This window comes from Streptomyces sp. (assembly GCF_035645055.1).
Classification (GTDB): Bacteria; Actinomycetota; Actinomycetes; order Streptomycetales; family Streptomycetaceae; genus Streptomyces.
Genome location: NZ_DASQNH010000035.1, coordinates 130,959 through 146,708, shown reverse-complemented (window position 1 = coordinate 146,708; position 15,750 = coordinate 130,959). Strand labels below are relative to the sequence as shown.

General features: G+C 72.7%; 15 protein-coding genes and 5 pseudogenes. 8 read left to right on the top strand and 12 right to left on the bottom strand.

Features of this window, described 5'->3' with window-relative positions; translation table 11 throughout:
* Positions 1-43: 43 nt before the first annotated feature.
* Positions 44-181 carry a hypothetical protein gene (locus tag VE614_RS12365; protein WP_324935729.1) on the bottom strand — a complete coding sequence of 46 codons (138 nt, stop codon included), beginning with the start codon at positions 179-181 and terminating at the stop codon, positions 44-46.
* A 116-nt stretch (positions 182-297) separates the two neighbouring features.
* On the bottom strand, positions 298-2,280 hold the full coding sequence (locus tag VE614_RS12360) for a protein-arginine deiminase domain-containing protein (RefSeq protein WP_414719564.1): 1,983 nt from the start codon (positions 2,278-2,280) through the stop codon (positions 298-300).
* A gap of 206 nt (positions 2,281-2,486) precedes the next feature.
* Here VE614_RS12360 and VE614_RS12355 point away from each other — a divergent pair.
* The 5 genes and pseudogenes from VE614_RS12355 to VE614_RS12340 form a co-directional block, all read left to right on the top strand.
* Positions 2,487-3,184 (top strand): annotated as a pseudogene (locus VE614_RS12355) (right-handed parallel beta-helix repeat-containing protein); the annotation flags it as partial.
* 221 nt (positions 3,185-3,405) lie between these two features.
* A complete protein-coding gene (locus tag VE614_RS12350; protein ID WP_324935725.1) occupies positions 3,406-4,407 on the top strand; it encodes a LacI family DNA-binding transcriptional regulator in 1,002 nt (333 codons plus the stop codon).
* A 157-nt stretch (positions 4,408-4,564) separates the two neighbouring features.
* Positions 4,565-4,861: pseudogene (locus VE614_RS12345) on the top strand (sugar ABC transporter substrate-binding protein); the annotation flags it as partial.
* Positions 4,833-4,931: pseudogene (locus VE614_RS33755) on the top strand (sugar ABC transporter permease); the annotation flags it as partial. The pseudogenes VE614_RS12345 and VE614_RS33755, both read left to right, overlap by 29 nt.
* A gap of 7 nt (positions 4,932-4,938) precedes the next feature.
* Positions 4,939-5,501 (top strand): annotated as a pseudogene (locus VE614_RS12340) (hypothetical protein); the annotation flags it as partial.
* A gap of 114 nt (positions 5,502-5,615) precedes the next feature.
* Here VE614_RS12340 and VE614_RS33750 read toward each other — a convergent pair.
* The 5 genes from VE614_RS33750 to VE614_RS12320 form a co-directional block, all read right to left on the bottom strand.
* Positions 5,616-5,810 (bottom strand): DUF4235 domain-containing protein, encoded by a 195-nt coding sequence (locus VE614_RS33750; protein WP_414719565.1) that lies wholly within the window; start codon positions 5,808-5,810, stop codon positions 5,616-5,618.
* Complete coding sequence (locus VE614_RS12335) at positions 5,764-6,222, bottom strand: DUF3618 domain-containing protein (protein WP_324935723.1); 459 nt, start codon at positions 6,220-6,222, stop codon at positions 5,764-5,766. Before VE614_RS12335 ends, VE614_RS33750 begins: the two co-directional genes overlap by 47 nt.
* Positions 6,219-6,590, bottom strand: coding sequence for a phage holin family protein (locus tag VE614_RS12330; RefSeq protein ID WP_324935721.1), 372 nt, complete (start codon positions 6,588-6,590; stop codon positions 6,219-6,221). Before VE614_RS12330 ends, VE614_RS12335 begins: the two co-directional genes overlap by 4 nt.
* A 150-nt stretch (positions 6,591-6,740) precedes the next feature.
* Complete coding sequence (locus VE614_RS12325) at positions 6,741-7,895, bottom strand: FUSC family protein (protein ID WP_324935719.1); 1,155 nt, start codon at positions 7,893-7,895, stop codon at positions 6,741-6,743.
* Between the two features lie 59 nt (positions 7,896-7,954).
* The gene (locus tag VE614_RS12320; protein ID WP_324935717.1) at positions 7,955-8,947 is read right to left on the bottom strand and encodes an aminoglycoside phosphotransferase family protein; all 993 of its coding nucleotides are present in this window, start codon (positions 8,945-8,947) and stop codon (positions 7,955-7,957) included.
* Between the two features lie 238 nt (positions 8,948-9,185).
* Between VE614_RS12320 and VE614_RS12315 the strand changes: the two genes are divergently transcribed.
* A complete protein-coding gene (locus VE614_RS12315; protein WP_324935715.1) occupies positions 9,186-9,365 on the top strand; it encodes a hypothetical protein in 180 nt (59 codons plus the stop codon).
* A gap of 78 nt (positions 9,366-9,443) precedes the next feature.
* Here the strand turns inward: VE614_RS12315 and VE614_RS12310 are convergent, their stop codons facing one another.
* Together VE614_RS12310 and sigJ are read right to left on the bottom strand one after the other, a co-directional pair.
* The gene (locus tag VE614_RS12310) at positions 9,444-9,938 is read right to left on the bottom strand and encodes a hypothetical protein (RefSeq protein WP_324935713.1); all 495 of its coding nucleotides are present in this window, start codon (positions 9,936-9,938) and stop codon (positions 9,444-9,446) included.
* 173 nt (positions 9,939-10,111) lie between these two features.
* Positions 10,112-11,050, bottom strand: coding sequence for an RNA polymerase sigma factor SigJ (gene sigJ, locus VE614_RS12305; protein WP_324935711.1), 939 nt, complete (start codon positions 11,048-11,050; stop codon positions 10,112-10,114).
* A 160-nt stretch (positions 11,051-11,210) separates the two neighbouring features.
* On the opposite strand from sigJ, the gene VE614_RS12300 reads away from it, so the two are divergent.
* On the top strand, positions 11,211-11,747 hold the full coding sequence (locus tag VE614_RS12300) for a YceI family protein (RefSeq protein WP_324935709.1): 537 nt from the start codon (positions 11,211-11,213) through the stop codon (positions 11,745-11,747).
* 82 nt (positions 11,748-11,829) lie between these two features.
* Here the strand turns inward: VE614_RS12300 and VE614_RS12295 are convergent.
* A pseudogene (locus VE614_RS12295) lies at positions 11,830-11,883 on the bottom strand (hypothetical protein); the annotation flags it as partial.
* A 217-nt stretch (positions 11,884-12,100) separates the two neighbouring features.
* Positions 12,101-12,697 carry an MBL fold metallo-hydrolase gene (locus VE614_RS12290; RefSeq protein WP_324935707.1) on the bottom strand — a complete coding sequence of 199 codons (597 nt, stop codon included), beginning with the start codon at positions 12,695-12,697 and terminating at the stop codon, positions 12,101-12,103.
* 141 nt (positions 12,698-12,838) lie between these two features.
* Here VE614_RS12290 and VE614_RS12285 point away from each other — a divergent pair, with 141 nt between their 5' ends.
* On the top strand, positions 12,839-13,636 hold the full coding sequence (locus tag VE614_RS12285) for a GNAT family N-acetyltransferase (RefSeq protein ID WP_324935706.1): 798 nt from the start codon (positions 12,839-12,841) through the stop codon (positions 13,634-13,636).
* 37 nt (positions 13,637-13,673) lie between these two features.
* Here VE614_RS12285 and VE614_RS12280 read toward each other — a convergent pair whose 3' ends face one another.
* A complete protein-coding gene (locus tag VE614_RS12280; RefSeq protein ID WP_324935704.1) occupies positions 13,674-15,740 on the bottom strand; it encodes a SpoIIE family protein phosphatase in 2,067 nt (688 codons plus the stop codon).
* Positions 15,741-15,750 lie beyond the last annotated feature (10 nt).

Here is a 15,750-nt window from a genome sequence, read left to right as displayed (position 1 = left end):
GGTTCACCCAGGTGCCGGCGCGCCTTCCGCGTGCCGCGTGCTCTCAGCGGGCCGCGGCCCGGAAGCGTGCGAGGACCGTGCCGCGCACGGCTCCCTCGTCGGTGTGCACCACTGTCGTCCGCCCGACGGACGCGGGCTTTCCCGGCCCGGCCGGGGCGGTCGCCGAGAGTCCCAGCCCCACGGCCGCGCCCTCCATGGCATCTGCCCGCACACAAGAGTCACTCGCCGTAGTGGGACGAACGCGGCAGTGCGCATCCGGGAGCGCGTCGCGATCGCGCGCCCGGATGCGCCAGCGTGTCAGCCCCTGGGGGCCGCCCACCAGGAAGCCGAGGCGTCGCGCAGGGTGTTGGTGCCGCAGTGCACCTCGCCCATGCCGAGGTGGTACGTGTACCAGTCGTCGATGTAGGACACCTTCAGACCGGCTTGCCGATAGGCGGTGTTGACCGCCTCGGTGAAGATGTCCGTGCCGCCGATGACGGGACCCCACTGGCGCGGGGCGAGGTAGCGGTCGCGGCCGAGGAGCACGCCGTTGACCGCGCCCGGGACGTACGCGCTGGTCATGACCGTCGCCCGGGCCTTGCCGGTGGCGCGGTCCGCGTCCTCGGCGAGCCACTTCTGCTGGCCGTGGTCCTGGAACGTGTCGGCGAGAGAGGAGTCGCCGCCCAGCCGCGTCAGCCGCGGCAGGGGAACGTCCGCACCGTCGGCGGCGCGCGTCTCGGCCTCGCGGGTGTAGAGGGCCGGCACACGGACGATCTCCGCGTCGGTGACCCCCGTCTCCCGCTTGAGGATCTCCAGGTTGGCCGCGATCCGCTCGGCCGCCATCGTGTTGTCTGCGACGAAATGCCGTGAGGCCAGCGCCTGGTCGATGGTCTCCTTCGGGGCCGGTGCGCCCGCGAGGCCGGGGACGGAGAACATCTTCGTCGTGCCGTGGCCGTCCCGCTGGGCGTCCCGCAGCAGCCGCAGCCCCGCCTGCGGGTCGGCGATCCCGATCCGCCAGCCGCGCGGTGTCCCGGCGGGCAGGAACTGCACGAACTCGTCGACGTGCCCGACGCCGAGCCATGAGGTGTCCAGCAGCAACGGGTCCTGCAGTCCCTGGGACTTGAGGAGGGTGCGCATCGCCGGCGACGGCCGCTCACCGCTGTCCTTGCGCCAGCCCATGATGATCCGCCCCGCCGGGAAGGAGCGGCCGCCGTGCGCGTACGGCGGGATGGTCTCCAGGTTGCCCATGGAGTTCAGCGACCAGTCGTCCGGCTGGGCCCGGTCCGCGACCTGGACGACGCCGACGTCCCGGCCGCGCACCTTCTCGAACAGCTCCCGGCCCGCCTCGCGGTCCAGCTGGGCCGAGCGCAGCAGCACCCGCATCACGTGCCGCTTGCCGCCGGGTCCGGTCATGCTGACGTAGGCGGGCTCGACGAAGTCCTGCGCCCAGGGGTCCCCGTACTTCTCGAAGGTCACCAGCGGCTTGGTGATGCCGGCCGCCTTGACCTCCTTCGCCAGGTCGGAGACGAACTTCCGCTGGAGCCGGCCGTACTCGCCCGCGCCGCGCACCTTGGTGACCATCACCTGCTGGGTGTTCTGGAGGTGGTGGTGGGTGAGGAGCGGGGCGACCCGCAGGGTGACCGAGTCGGAGGTGGTCCGGCCGCCGGACGTCACCGACAGCCGGATCACCGCCCGGCCGTCCCACGTGGCGCGGTCCCGGATCACATCGGTGGCCTCGACGCCGAACTCCACTCCGGAGCGCAGCTCGGCGGCGGTCAGCCGGGTGGCGGAGGTGACCGGGACCCACGTGCCGGAGCGTTTGACGAAGACGTGGGTGTGCCTGGCCCCCGCGGTCACCTTCACACTGCCCTTGGCGCCAGCCGCCAGGCCGGACATCGGGACGGACCGGACCCGCGCCAGGTCGGCGGCGTCGGCGGTGCCGTTGACCTTGGTGTCCGAGCCGTCGTTGCAGGCGGCCAGCTTGGCGTCGGACAACGGTCTGCCGTCCGTGCCGGTGATGGGGCAGCGCTTGGTGTCGTCGTCCAGGTTGGGCAGGACGACCGCTCCGCGGCCCACGGTCCAGGTGTCCTCACCTGCCGTGTCGGTGCCGCCGGTGACATCGACGCGACCGTCGCGGTTCACATCCGCGCGCAGATCGGGCGCGGGAGGCGGGGGCGCGGCGAAGGCCGGGGTCAGCGGAGTCGCCAGCACCGCCCCCGCCGCCGCGACGGCGAGGGCGGCGCGCCGAACCGGCGCGGAATGTATGCGCGTACGTGAGCGCACGGCGTTTTCCCTTCTCATGGTGGGGGGCTTCGCCGTGCAAGAGGGGCCGGAGGGTCCGCGCGTTGACTGTGCGGCGCGGAGTTCCTCCCTCGGTCTGACACCGCGGTGCGGACCGCGGGGATTGATCATCCTCGGAGATGATGGACAGGACGCCGGTGATGCGGTACTGAGGCCGCCCCGCGTCACGGCTCCGGCACGCGGTGCGCGGGCCGGCCGTGCACCGCGGTGAGCGGGACCGGGGCGTGGGCCGGCCCGGGCCCAGCCCGGCACGCAAGATCACCAACGTGTGGATCGAGCACGCCAACGTCGGCGCCTGGTCGGCCGGGACCACTCCAACATCCCCGAACTGTGGGGCACCGGCGACGGCGTCGAGTTCAGCGGCGTCCGCATCCGCGACACCTACGCCGACGGCGTCAACCTCGCCAACGGCACCCGCAACTCCACGTGTTCAACTCGTCCTTCCGCAACACCGGGGACGACGCCCTCGCGGTGTGGGCCAGCAAGTACGTCAAGGACACCTCGGTCGACATCGGTCACGACAACCACTTCCGCAACAACACCGTCCTGCTGCCATGGCGCGCCAACTCGCACCGGCGGCGCGTTCTGGGGCGAGGCCCAGGAGTTCGGCGCGATCACCCTGTTCGCGCAGGGCCCCGACATCCCTGGCGTCACGATCCGCGACACCGACATCCACGACTCGACCTACGACGGCATCCAGTTCAAGACCGGCGGCGGCACCATGCCCGGCGTCCAGATCCGCAACGTGACGATCAGCAGGTCGAACAATGGGTCCGGCATCCTCGCGATGGGCGGGGCCCGCGGCAGCGCGACGCTGACGGACGTGACCATCACCGGCTCGGCCCAGGGTGACGTCGTGGTGGAACCCGGCTCCCAGTTCGTGATCAACCGCGGTACTCCGTAAGTCCTCACCCCCTCCCTTCCGGCTGAGTCGTGCCCCGCCCCCGGCGGGCACGAGATCGGGGACACCTGAGCACCCAAGGCGCCTCGCACGGGGCCTCCGGGCCGCCCTGGCGGCCGCCCTCCTGAACCCGTAGTCGCGTGCCGCCTTCGGCCTGTTCCGGCCTGCTCCGGCCGGCAAGCGTAGCGCAAGCGCCTTGCAGCGCTTGCGCTACGCTTGCGTTCATGACGCGACGACTTGCTCAAGTGGCGAAAAAGGTGGGAGTCAGCGAGGCCACGGTCAGCCGGGTGCTCAACGGCAAGCCGGGGGTGTCCGAGTCGACCCGCCAGTCGGTGCTGACCGCGCTCGACGTGCTGGGCTACGAGCGGCCGACCCAGCTGCGCGGTGAGCGCGCCCGCCTGGTGGGGCTGGTCGTGCCCGAGCTGCAGAACCCGATTTTCCCCGCGTTCGCCGAGGTCATCGGCGGTGCGCTGGCCCAGCAGGGGCTGACGCCGGTGCTGTGCACCCAGACCAAGGGTGGCGTGTCGGAGGCGGACTACGTCGAGCTGCTGCTCCAGCAGCAGGTGTCCGGGGTGGTCTTCGCCGGCGGCCTGTACGCCCAGGCGGACGCGGCGCACGACCACTACCAGCTGCTGGCTGAGCGCCAGATCCCGGTCGTGCTCATCAACGCGGCGGTGGACGGGCTCGACTTTCCCTGTGTGGCCTGCGACGACGCGGTGGCGGTGGAGCAGTCGTTGCGGCACCTGGTGTCGCTGGGCCACGAGCGGATCGGCCTGGTTCTCGGCCCCGCCGACCACATCCCCTCCCGGCGCCGGCTGAACGCCGCCGTCCAGGCCGCCGGAGGCTCGCTGGCCGGCGAGTTCGTCGAGCGGTCCATGTTCTCCCTGGAGGGAGGCCAGGCGGCGGCCTCCAGGCTGCTGGAACGGGGCGTGACGGGCATCGTGTGCGCCAGTGACCCCTTGGCGCTCGGGGCGGTGCGCGCGGCCCGTCGCAAGGGTTTGCGGGTGCCCGACGAGGTCTCCGTGGTGGGTTACGACGACTCCGCCTTCATGACGTGCACCGAGCCCCCGCTGACCACGGTCCGCCAGCCCATCGAGGCGATGGGGCGGGCGGCGGTCGAACTGCTCAGCGCCCAGATCCAGGGCAGCGACGTCCCTCACAACGAACTGCTCTTCGAGCCGGAACTGGTCGTCCGCGGCTCGACCGCGCAGGCGCAGGAGTCGTAGCCGGGCCCCTCAGTCGCTGCCTGGCAGGGTCTGTCAAGGATTTACGAAATCAGCGCGAGATATTGCGGCCACTTGTTCTCGGTGGTTGAGTGTGCGGCGCCCCGCAACGCATCGGCGGCGGGGCGCCTTCCTCGTTCATGCCCGAAGGGGCCCGCCCATGAGAAGTGCCCGGTTGAGCCGTGTCCGCAGGGCCGGCGCCCTGACCCTCGTCTCCGCCTCGCCCTCACCGCACTGGCCGCCTGCGGCACCAGCAGCAGCGACGACGGAGACGAGTCCAACAGTGGTGGGTCCTCCGATCCGGCCGCCCCGCTGGACCCGAAGGCCAAGATCACCATCACCATCGACTGCATGCCCCCCCACGGCCAAGGCGGCCGAGCTGAAGCAGTGGGAGCAGGACGTCGCGAAGTTCAACCAGACCTACCCGAACGTGGATGAACATGGGCGGCGCCGCCCTCATCTACCCCGCCGCCCTGCAGGGCATCCCCGGCGAACTCCACGTGCTCCTGCCGGACCGCGGGGTGGGCCCAGTTGAGTCGGGCTGCTCGGGGTGAGGACCCCGCGCTCCCCGGCCTCACCTAGGGCAGCGAGCCGCACCCCTTCATCGACCGGGACGAACTCCACGACATCTACCGCTCATGGCGAGCCGTCGCCGACGAGTACGGGGGCGTCTTCGTCGGCGAGGTGTGGCTGCCCGACGCCGAACGCTTCGCCCGCTGCCTCCGCCCCGACGAACTGCACACCGCGTTCAACTTCAACTTCCTCGCCTGCCCGTGGGAAGCGGATCGGTCTACGTCTACCAGGGCCAGGAACTCGGCCTGCCCGAGGCCGACATCCCCCTGGACCGCATCCAGGACCCGATGCACTTGCGCTCCGGCGGCACCGACCCCGGCCGCGACGGCTGCCGGGTCCCCCTGCCCTGGGCCGCCGCCGAACCCCACTGCGGCTCCGGCTCGCAGACGCCGCCCTGGCTGCCCCAGCCCGCCGACTGGCCGTTCTGCGCGGCCGACCACCAGGCGGCCGACCCCCACTCGATGCTCACCCTCTACCGCCGCGCCATCGCCCTGCGCCGCACCACCCCCGGCTTCGGCGACGGCACCCGCCGCGCGGGCACGGACGCCCACTCGGTGCCCGGAAGTGACGGAGCGGACGGCGAAGGGCTCCGGACCACCGCTCGGCAGCGGCGGGCCGGAGCCCTCGGGACGCCGGGGTCAGCCGGGCCAGGTGCCGGTCAGGGACCGGACGGCGGTGGCGCCGCCGCGGTCGACGACCGTCTTGACCACCGCGAAGACAGCGCCCTGCGGGGTGGTGGCGAGAGCCCGGCCGGCTCGCGGGCGGTCTCCGACGCCTTCACCGGCGTCATTCCTTCCGGCGGCAGGCCAGCCACACCACCAACGCCACCGCACCCACGGCCGCCAGCAGCAGCTTGGGATTGTCCCGGGTCATCCGGGAGCCCTGGGCCGCCTTGTCCCTGACCGGCTCGGGCAGCTTGTCCTGGACCTGATGGGCCACGTCGGCGGCCTTGGCCTTCAGCTCACCGGCCTTCGCCGCGGCCTGTTCCCTGACCTCCGAGGCCTTGACCGCGGCCTGTTCCCTGACCTCCGAGGCCTTGACCGCGGCCTGCTCCCTGACTTCCAAGGCCTTGACCGCGGCCAGTTCCCTGACCTCCGAGGCCTTCTCCTGGGCGCGGGCCTTGACGTCGCCCTTGGCTGCCAGCGCCTCGACCGTCTCCCCGAGCTCGGCGCGGGTCCGCTCCACCTTCTCGCGCAGTTCCTCGGGGCTGGAGGCGGGCTTGTCTTCGTGCGGCGGCTGGGTCATCGGTGCGTGCTCTCCTTGATCTCGGCCACATCGGCCTTCACGTTCTCGATCGCCTGTTCGGGCACGGGCGGCGAGGCCCGGTCGACCTGCTTCTTGCCGCCGAGCGCCATCACCGCGGCGATGACACCCAGCACCGCGGTGACGATCAGCGCGGCCGCCCACACCGGCAAGGGCACCGACAGAGCCGCGATCACTGTGGCGACCAGGGCCTGCAACATCAGGAAACCGACCACGCCGGCCCCGCCGAACAGTCCGCCTCCCTTGCCGTAGCGCTTGCCCTTCTCCTTCATCTCGGCCTGCGCCAAGCGCAACTCGCCGCGTACCAGCTCTGTCAGCTGCTGGGACGCACGCTGGACCAGCTCGCTCACCGGCTCCTGGCCAGGCTCGTGCAGCTGAGGGCGGGGAGCGGTTCGGTGCGGCTGCGTACTCGACACGGCGATCACCTCCCATCGGGCTCGTTCCAGTGACGGGACCGCGAGTACCCCGGATGACCGACTTCAGGGGCACCGATCCGGCGGTCAGCGCTCGACCAGCTGGTCGGCCAGGCGCCGCGCCTGGATCAGCAGCGTGCCGTAGGTGGCCAGCGCGTCGGGATCGTCCGGCACGGCGCGCGGCAGCCGCCGGCGCAGATCGTCCAGCGTCCGTCCCAGGTTCTCGACCGCCTCGCGCAGCTCCTGGTCGGCCTCCCGGTCCCGGCCGTCCGGGGCGAACCGGCTCGTGGTGTAGAGCCGGATGGCGTGGGCGCTGTTGCGCAGGAAGGCCGCGTACGGCTCGGTGATGTGCGGACCCGGCCGGGGTTCCTCGCGGTCGTCGTCGCAGGCCTCCAGCACCGCCCGGGTGACTCCCGCGGTGTGGACGGCCACGTAGTCGAGGACGGTCACGGCGTCGTCGTAGTCCTGGCCGGGGGCCGAGGCCGCGCGGCCGAGGCCCCACGGATTCACGCGCAGGCTCTCCCGGCTCCAGCCCACCGCGGCGCGGGCCTGGTCCACCAGCCGCCCCAGCCGCAGCGCCCGCTCGTGCAGCGAGCCGGCCGCGTCGGCGTCCCACTCGCCGGAGACCAGCCCGTCGGCGACCGCCTCGAGGATCCCTTCCGCCTCCCCGGCCGCGTCCTCCAGCGCGGCGCGTGTACTGCGCAGATACACCGGCGGCCGGACCAGCGCGTTGACCGCGATGCCGACCACGGCGCCGAAGACCGCCTCCGCGATCCGGGCCGCGGACCCGGCGACGGTCACCGGCTGGAAGGTCAGCACGAACAAGGCACCGGTGGCCGCGTACACCCCCTGGCTGCCCAGCCGCCGCCAGTTGCCCAGCAGCACGGCCAGGGGCAGCACCAGGCCCATCGCCGCCATCGTGGAGTCCAGCAGCAGCGCGGCGGCGGTGGCCAGGACCGTTCCGGTGGCGATGGCCGCCAGCTGCTGGAGCCCGTGCGCGATCGACCGGTACACCGTGGACTCGACCAGGACGATCGCCACCCACGGCGCGACGAACGCCATCGGCGCCTGCAACCACCAGCCCGCCACCGCCCAGGCCAGCCACGCCGCCAGCGCGGCCTTGCCGGCCTGCACCACCAGATCCCGTTCGCGGCCCGGCTCCGCCCAGGCCCGGCGCACCGTGTCCCGTGCGGCCCGGGTGTGGCGTCGGACACCTTCTGCCGCCCGTCGTATTGCCTCCATGCCATGCCAGGTGCCACCTCAGCGGGTATGAATGCCGGATGGATGTGGCCGGATTCCGGCTAGCCCCGCGACCGGAGCGCGGTGACGGCGTCGGCGAGGGTGCGGCGGCAGAAGCCCAGGTGGCCGGAGCCGTAGCCGCGCGGGCCGCACTCCACGACGAGGAGCAGGCCCAGGTAGAGGCGGTACAGCGCCAGGCGGTGCCGGAAGCCCGGGGTGAAGTCGAGGACGCCGCCGGCCCCGGTGTACCCGGCGACGAGGTCGCTGTCCGGGCCGGTGTCGCCGCCGAAGGCCAGGGAGACCAGCTCGGCGGCCGGGTCGCCCCAGAACGCCCGCTCGTGGTCGATGAGCCCGGTGATCCGGGCGGCCGCCCCGTCGGTGCCGGCGTCGACGAAGATGTTGCCCGGCCACAGATCGAAGTGGACCAGCCGGGGCTCGGTGACCTCGGCGAGCGCTTCCCCGCCCGCGGCCACCAGCGCCCGGATGCCGGCGGGCGGCACGCCGAGCGGGGACCGCCAGCGCTCGGCCTCGTCCAGGAGCGCGTCCACCATGGCGGTGAACGCCGTCGGCCAGTCGGCGGCGGACAGCGCGGCGGCGGCGGCCGGGTAGCCGAACCGGCCGTCCTCGGGGGCCAGGGTGTGCAGGCGCGCGGTGATCGCGCCGAGGTCATGACGCAGTGCCGCCTCGGCGGCGGGTGCCAGCCGGGCCGCCGCCTGGTCCCAGCCCGTGCCGTCCAGGACGGAGATCACCAGGAACTCCGCTCCGGCGTGCAGCAGGTCGGGGGTGGGCACGCCGCCGTCCGGCAGACGCGCGAGACGCCGGTAGACCATGGCCTCCGTCGTCATGATGTCCAGCTCGTACCGCAGCACCGCGGCGTCGGCCGGCGGGGCCAGTTTCACGACGGCCGGTCTGCCGTCGTCGAGTACGACGCGGTAGGCGGTGTTGAACCAGCCGTCGGTCAGCTCACGCTCCACGCGGCACCCCGTACCGGTGGACGTCCGCAGCAGACTGTCCAGCTCGTCGGGAGACATACGGCGCTTGGTCAGACTCTGCACGGGGCCCGCCTTCCGGGAAGGGTCGCTGGGAGCGCTCTCAATCGCTGGGAGCGCTCCCATGATGTCGATCGCCCCTCCGGGCGTCCAGGGGATGTGGCTCAGCTCCCGCCGCCGTCTTTCCCACTTGTCTCCAGCACCCGCGCACCGTCGGCGATACTGATCACCGTCGACACGGACACCACAGCTGGAAGCGCGAGCCGTCACATCACCCGGCCACGACCCGAGAAAGCAGACCCCCTTGTTCCAGGAGACCCCGATCTACAGCCGCCTCGTCGCCGAGCGGGGCGACATCCCCACCCAGGTGAGGGGTGAAGCCGACCGCATACTCCGCGAGCTGGAATCGGTGATGCGCGTCGCTCCCGGCGGCCCCTTGTCCGGCCTGCCCGCCCCGTCGCACTTTCCCCGCCCGGGACGCTGACCGCCCGACCGTTCGACCACCGGAGCACCGGAGCACCGGAGCACCGGGGCACCGGAGCACCTGGAGTCCGGCGGCCGGTCATCGGGAACCGAGGCGCCGCCCGCCCTCTCGCGCCAGGGTCAGCCGCGGCGCGGAGCGGGTGGGGCTCCCGGAGCGGGCGGGTACGGCGGCATGGGCGGAACCCGTGGCCGCGGTGGGGCCGCGACGGGAGGCGGCGGGGGCGGTTCCCGGGACGGTGGACGTGCACGGCCGCCGCGGCCGCTGCCCGGTCGGAGCCGGGGGCGGAGCGGACGGCGGCGGGGGCGGAGCCGGCTGGATCTCGGACAGGACCGGGCCGCCCGCCCGCAGCCGGGCGATGGTCTGCTCGGCGCGGCGGCGGGCGTGCGGCGCGTCGTCGCGCTGGTAGCGGAGGCCGGTCCCGGCGGGGCCGAGGCTCCAGACTTCGAGCAGCCGGTAGCCCAGCGCGTGGGCGATGTCGTCGATCCGGTGCCGCCGCGCGGCGGTGACCAGGCCCGGCAGCAGCTCGACCCGACTCCGGCCGTCGAAGCGCGCACGTATCTCGTCGTCGTCCATCCCGCCCACGCCTCCGCCTCGCCCGCTCGACCGCCGCAGATCCCTGCCGGCGTCACGGGGGTTGCCGAGGTTACCGGACGCGCGAGCCCGGTGAGGCGGCCCGCGGCCCGCAGCCGCAGCCCGCTGTCCCCGGCCGGCGCCGGACGGTGCGCGGCAGCGGCGGTCCCCGAGACTCAGCCGGTCGTCCACGGCCGCAGCTTCTCCGGGTTGCGTACCCCCCAGATCCGGCTGATCCGGTCGCCGTCGATCTCGAACGCCATCACCGCCACCGTGACACCGCCCAGCTGAAGGACCAGACCGGGCTGCCCGTTGACGCTGCGCTCCAGGAGGCTCAGGCCGGGCGCCCGCTCGGCGAGGTCGACGACGTAACGCGCGACCTCGCCCGGGCCCACGACGGGACGGACCATGGCCTGGACCCGGCCGCCGCCGTCGCCGATCGCCGTGGCGTCGGGGCCGAGCAGCCCGATCAGAGCGGGCAGGTCCTTCGCCTCCCACGCCTCCTTGAACTCCCTGACGAGGCCGGCCCGCCGGGCCGGGGGCGTCACGGGACCCCGCGAGGCGCGCAGGCGGCGGCGGGCCGAGGAGGCGAGCTGCCGGCATGCGGCCGGGGTACGGCCGACGATCTCGGCCACCTCCGCGAAGGGGTAGCGGAACACGTCGTGCAGGACGAACGCGACCCGCTCGGCCGGTGTCATCGACTCCAGCACGACGAGGAAGGCCATGTGGACCGACTCGTCGAGGGTGACGCGGTCGGCCGGGTCCGCCGGAGTGCCCCCGTCCGGACGCCCGTCGAGCCACTCGGTGCGGTCGGGCAGCGGTTCCGGAATCCAGGCGCCCACATAGCGCTCCCGCCGCGCCCGCGCCGAGCCGAGCAGATCGAGACAGATCCGGCCGGCGACCCGGGTGAGCCAGGCATCGGGGGAGGCGATGGCCTCCCGCTGCTCCCGCGACAGCGCGTACCAGCGGACGTACGTCTCCTGGACCACGTCCTCCGCGTCGGCCAGCGAACCGAGCAGCCGGTAGGAGAGATTGATCAGCTGACGCCGCTCGCTGATGATCGGGCCCGGGCCGGGATCGGTCCGGCCGTCCGGCGGTTCGGATCGGGTGGTCATGGTGTCGGTGGCTCCCTGGGTCGGATCTGTCCTCACGCGGTGACGACGACACAGCGCCTCCGAATGTGAGGCCGGCACCCCGCCTCATCTGCCGGCCTCACATTCCGAGGGGGTGTGTCGTCATAGCGCTGACACCAACCCGGCGAAGGAGCGACCGCCCATGACCACCACGACCGATCTCGGTGAACTGACCGGAGACTACGTCCTCGACACCGCTCGCACCCGGATCGGCTTCGCCGCCAGGGCCGCGCTGGTGATCAAGGTGCGCGGGCGGTTCGACGCGTTCGAGGGCAGCGCGCGACTGAACGGCGACGACCCGGCGGCCTCCGTGGTCCGGCTCGTCATCCGGGCGGACAGCCTGCGGACCGGCAACCGGAAGCGCGACGACCACCTGCGCGGCGGCGACTTCCTGGACGTCGGCAGCCATCCGGTCATCACCTTCACCTCGACCGGGGTGACGCCGGCCGGCGGGACCCGCTTCACGGTCACCGGCGACCTGACCGTCCACGGCGTCACCAGGCCGGTCGGTGTGGACGTCCGGCTGACCGGCGTCCGGCCCGGACCACAGGGCGGCTTCCGGGCCGGCTTCCACGGGAGGGCGACCGTCCACCGCAAGGACTGGGGCGTCGGCCCGGGCGGCGCCCTGGTCGGTGACAAGGTGACGCTGGAGTTCGACGTCGTCGTGCTCCGGCACTGACCCGTCCAGTACCGGAAGGGGGCAGCGTGATCCCGTCCGGCGCGTTCGCCAGGGCCCGGAAGCGGCCCACGAAGCTCTCCGCCACCGGCCGTACCGTGTCCAGCGTCCGGCCGAACGACCGCTCGGCGCGCGCCACCGAGCGGCCCCCTCGTCCCACCCGGACCAGGGTCTCGTCCACTTCCCGGATCTGTCCTGGATCGCTTCGTCGCTTCCGTCGCCCAGGGGCACCTCGACCGTATGGACGGGCCGATCGCTCATCACAACCTACGAGGCCGGGAGTTGGAGACCGTAGGGAGGCCGGGGATCACCCGACGGCGCTTCGGGGTCTGCGTCACCCCTGCGGGTGCGGGCGGTCAGAGCGATTCGCCGGGCGCCAGAAAGCGGTAGCCGTGGTCGGTCTCCTGCGCGAGCCAGCCGTTCACGCTGCCGAGGCCGCGCTCGTTGAGCTGGGCGTCGTGGATGGCGAACGCCCGGTGCGGCGCGACCGCCTTGACGAAGTCGATCATCTCCGCCGTCTTCACCCATGACCCGTGGACCGGGACCAGCAGTGTCTCGACCGGCTGCTCGGGGACGTGCAGGGAGTCGCCGGGGTGGTAGACGGCGTCGTCGACGAGGTAGCCGAGGTTCGCGCAGTCCGGTTGCCCGCCGTAGATGAAGGCGTGCCGGCCGCCCACCGCCCGGATGCGGAACCCGGCGGCCTCGAACTCCTGGCCCGCGGACACCCGGTCGACCTCCAGCCGGGGGATGTCCGCCTCGGCGGGGGCGTGCACCGGCACGCCGAGTCCGGCCAGCCGCAGGACGTCGATGTGATCGGCGTGCTCATGGGTCACCAGGACGGCATCGGCGCCGTCCAGGGCGTCCGGCTCGCTCCATGTCCCGGGGTCGATGACCAGGACCCGGCCGTCCTGTTCCAGCCGCACACACGCGTGGGTGTACTTCGTGATTCGCATGGCGTCGAAACCTACTGCGTCGGCAGGGGAGTCGGAGCGGCGGCTCCGAGCGGATCGGTCCGGGAAGGGTGAACTTCGGAGCGGCCCCGGTCGTTGTGACGGCGACGGGCATTCCGGGAAGTGACGCTCAGAGGAGTTACGGTGACCGATCTCGCGGACTCGATCGAATCGATGGAGCAACTCGCCACGGTGTGGCGGGCCATGGTGCTCGACCGGGACGCCGGAGCGGACGTACGGGACCTCCCCGGCATCGCCGTGCGCTGGGCCGACAGCCGGTTCGCGTTCTGGAACTGCGTCACGCTGACCGACGTCGGGGCGGATCCGGCGCTCGCGGAGCGGCGGCTGGCGGAGGCCGCGGAGATCATGCGCGCCAAGAAGCAGCCCGGTTTTCTGTGGGTGTTCGAGGACCTCCTCGACAGCGAGGCCCGCGCCGGACTGACGGCAGCGGCCGAACGCGCCGGTCTGGCCTACGCCTTCCCCGGCACCGGCATGGCCGGGGACCTGCTCCCTCTCCCGGAGCCGGCCCACCCCGACCTGACCTTCGTCCGCGTACGCACCGACGAGCAGCTGCGCGCCTACGCGGACCTCAACTCGCGCGCCTACGGCTTCCCCCTGGAACACGGCCGTGACGGCCTCGTCGGTTCGGCGCTGTGGAAGAACGACGTCCACGCCTACCTGGGGATGCGGGGCGACGAACCGGTGACCTGCGCGGGCACCGTCGAAGCGGAGGGCCGGCTCTTCGTCGCGCTCGTCGCCACGGACCCCCGGTGGGAGCGCAGGGGCTACGGCGAGGCGGTGACCCGCAAGGCGCTGTACGAAGGCGCCCGGGCCACCGGACTGACCCGCGCCACCTTGCACGCGACACGGGCCGGGGCACCCGTCTACCCGCGCATCGGCTTCCGGCCGAACTCGCCGCTGCACTTCTTCGCCCTGCGCTAGCCGGCCGCTCCGCGGCCGTCCCCACCGCTCCCGCCCGCTACAGCGCTCGGGCGACGAGCAGAGCGACATCGTCGTGGTCGTCGGGATGGCGCAGGCCGTACAGCAGCAGATCGCAGGTCTCCTCCAGGGACCGCTCGGGTTCGCCGAGGAAACTCAGCAGGGCGTTCAGCCGGTCGTCGATGGCGTGCTGCCGGGTCTCGACGAGGCCGTCGGTGTAGAGCACGAGCAGGTCTCCGGTCCCCAGTTCGGCCGTGGTCGTCTCGAACGTGATGCCGCCGACGCCGAGCGGGGCTCCGGTGGGCAGATCGAGCAGTGAGGGGGCAGCTCCGGCCCGGACCAGCGCGGGCGGCATGTGCCCCGCGTTGGCTATGCGGCACTGTCGCGTGTGGGGGTCGAACACGGCGTAGAGACACGTGACGATGTAATGCTCCAGATCGCAGGTGATCTTGTCCAGGTGCTGGAGCACCTCGCCCGGGTCCAGGTCCAGGTCCGAGTACGCGCAGGTCGCGGTGCGCAGTCGGCCCATGGTGGCGGCGGCGTCGATGCCGTTGCCCATGACGTCGCCGACGACCAGCGCGGTCTTGTCGCCGTTCAGCGGGATGACGTCGTACCAGTCGCCGCCGACCTCGCTCGTGGCCTGCGCGGGCTGGTAGCGGGAGGCGAGTTCCAGACCGGTGTGGTGCGGGGGATGGTCGGGCAGCAGACTGCGCTGGAGGGTCAGGGCGGTGTTGCGCACGCTCTGGAACCAGCGCGCGTTGTCGATGGCCACCGCCGCCCGGCTGGCCAGCTCACTGGCCAGGATGACGTCGTCCTCGTCGAACGGGGCCGGGTTGCGGGTGCGCTTGAGGTCGAGGGCGCCCAGCACCTCGCCGTGGGCGATCAGCGGCACCGCCAGATAGGAGTGGACTCCGGCGCGCGCCAGCAGCTCGGACGCCTCGGCGTCGCGGGCGATACGCGGCAGATCCCGCTCGCCGACGTGCCGCACCAGGATCGGCCGGCCGGTGTGCACGCAGAGGGTGACCAGCCGGTCGCCCTCGTAGGAGGCGAGGTCGCCGGGCGGGTCGGCGGCGTGCAGCGCCACGGTCGGGTGGGCCGCCTTGAGGGCGAGGGCGCGGAAGAGTTCCGGGCCGTTGTCGGGTGTGCGCATCCGGCGGCAGGCGAGCGCCGAGTCGAGGACGTCCACGGCGACCACGTCGGCCAGTTCCGGACTGGCGATCTCGGCCAGCTCATGGGCCGTGCGCTCCACCTCCAGCGTGGTGCCGACCCGGGTGGAGGCGTCCGCGATCAGCGCGAGGCGGCGCCGGGCCCGGTCGGCCTCGGCCGCGGCCCGGTGCCGTTCGGTGACGTCGACGACCGACGTGGCCGCGCCCAGGACCCGCCCGCCGGGGTCCTCCAGGCGGTAGAAGGACAGCGACCAGGCACGCTCGTGCTCGGGGTCGGACGGGGCCCGGCCCACGTGGTACTGGTCGAGCAGCGGAGTGCCCGTGGTGAGCACCTGCCGCAGCGCGGACTCCACGGTGTCGACGTCGGGGAAGGGCAGGGTCTCCCGCAGATGGCGGCCGATGTGGTCCTCGGCCGGGATGCCGTCGATCCGCTCCAGGGCCGGGTTGACCAGGAGATACCGCAGGTTGGGGTCGAGGAGGGCGAGACCGATCGGGGACTGGTTGATCAGCCGCTCGCACAGCGCCAGGTCGGTCTCGACGCGCTGCAGCAGGCTGTGGTCGGCGGCGAGGCCCAGGGCGTAGACGTCCCCGAGATCGTCGAGCAGCCGCATGTTGCGGAACTCCATCAGGCGGCTGGTGCCGTCCTTGTGCCGCACGGGGAAGGCGCCGGCCCAGCTGCGGCCCGTCTCCAGCACCTCCGCGAACAGCTTGACGACCGCCTGAAGATGCTCGGGATGGATGATCAGCCGTGCCGCGGGGGTGCCGAGGGCCTCCTCCGCGGAGTAGCCGAACAGTTCCTCGGCCTGCGGGGTCCAGAACACGATGCGTCCGTCGGTGTCGAGGACCAGAGCGGCCACGCTGAGCACGTCCAGCAGGCTGGTCCGCCCCCGTGGCCCGGGGCCGAAGAGATCACTGTCGGACGAATACGATTCGGCTGTCATCCCTGCGCCT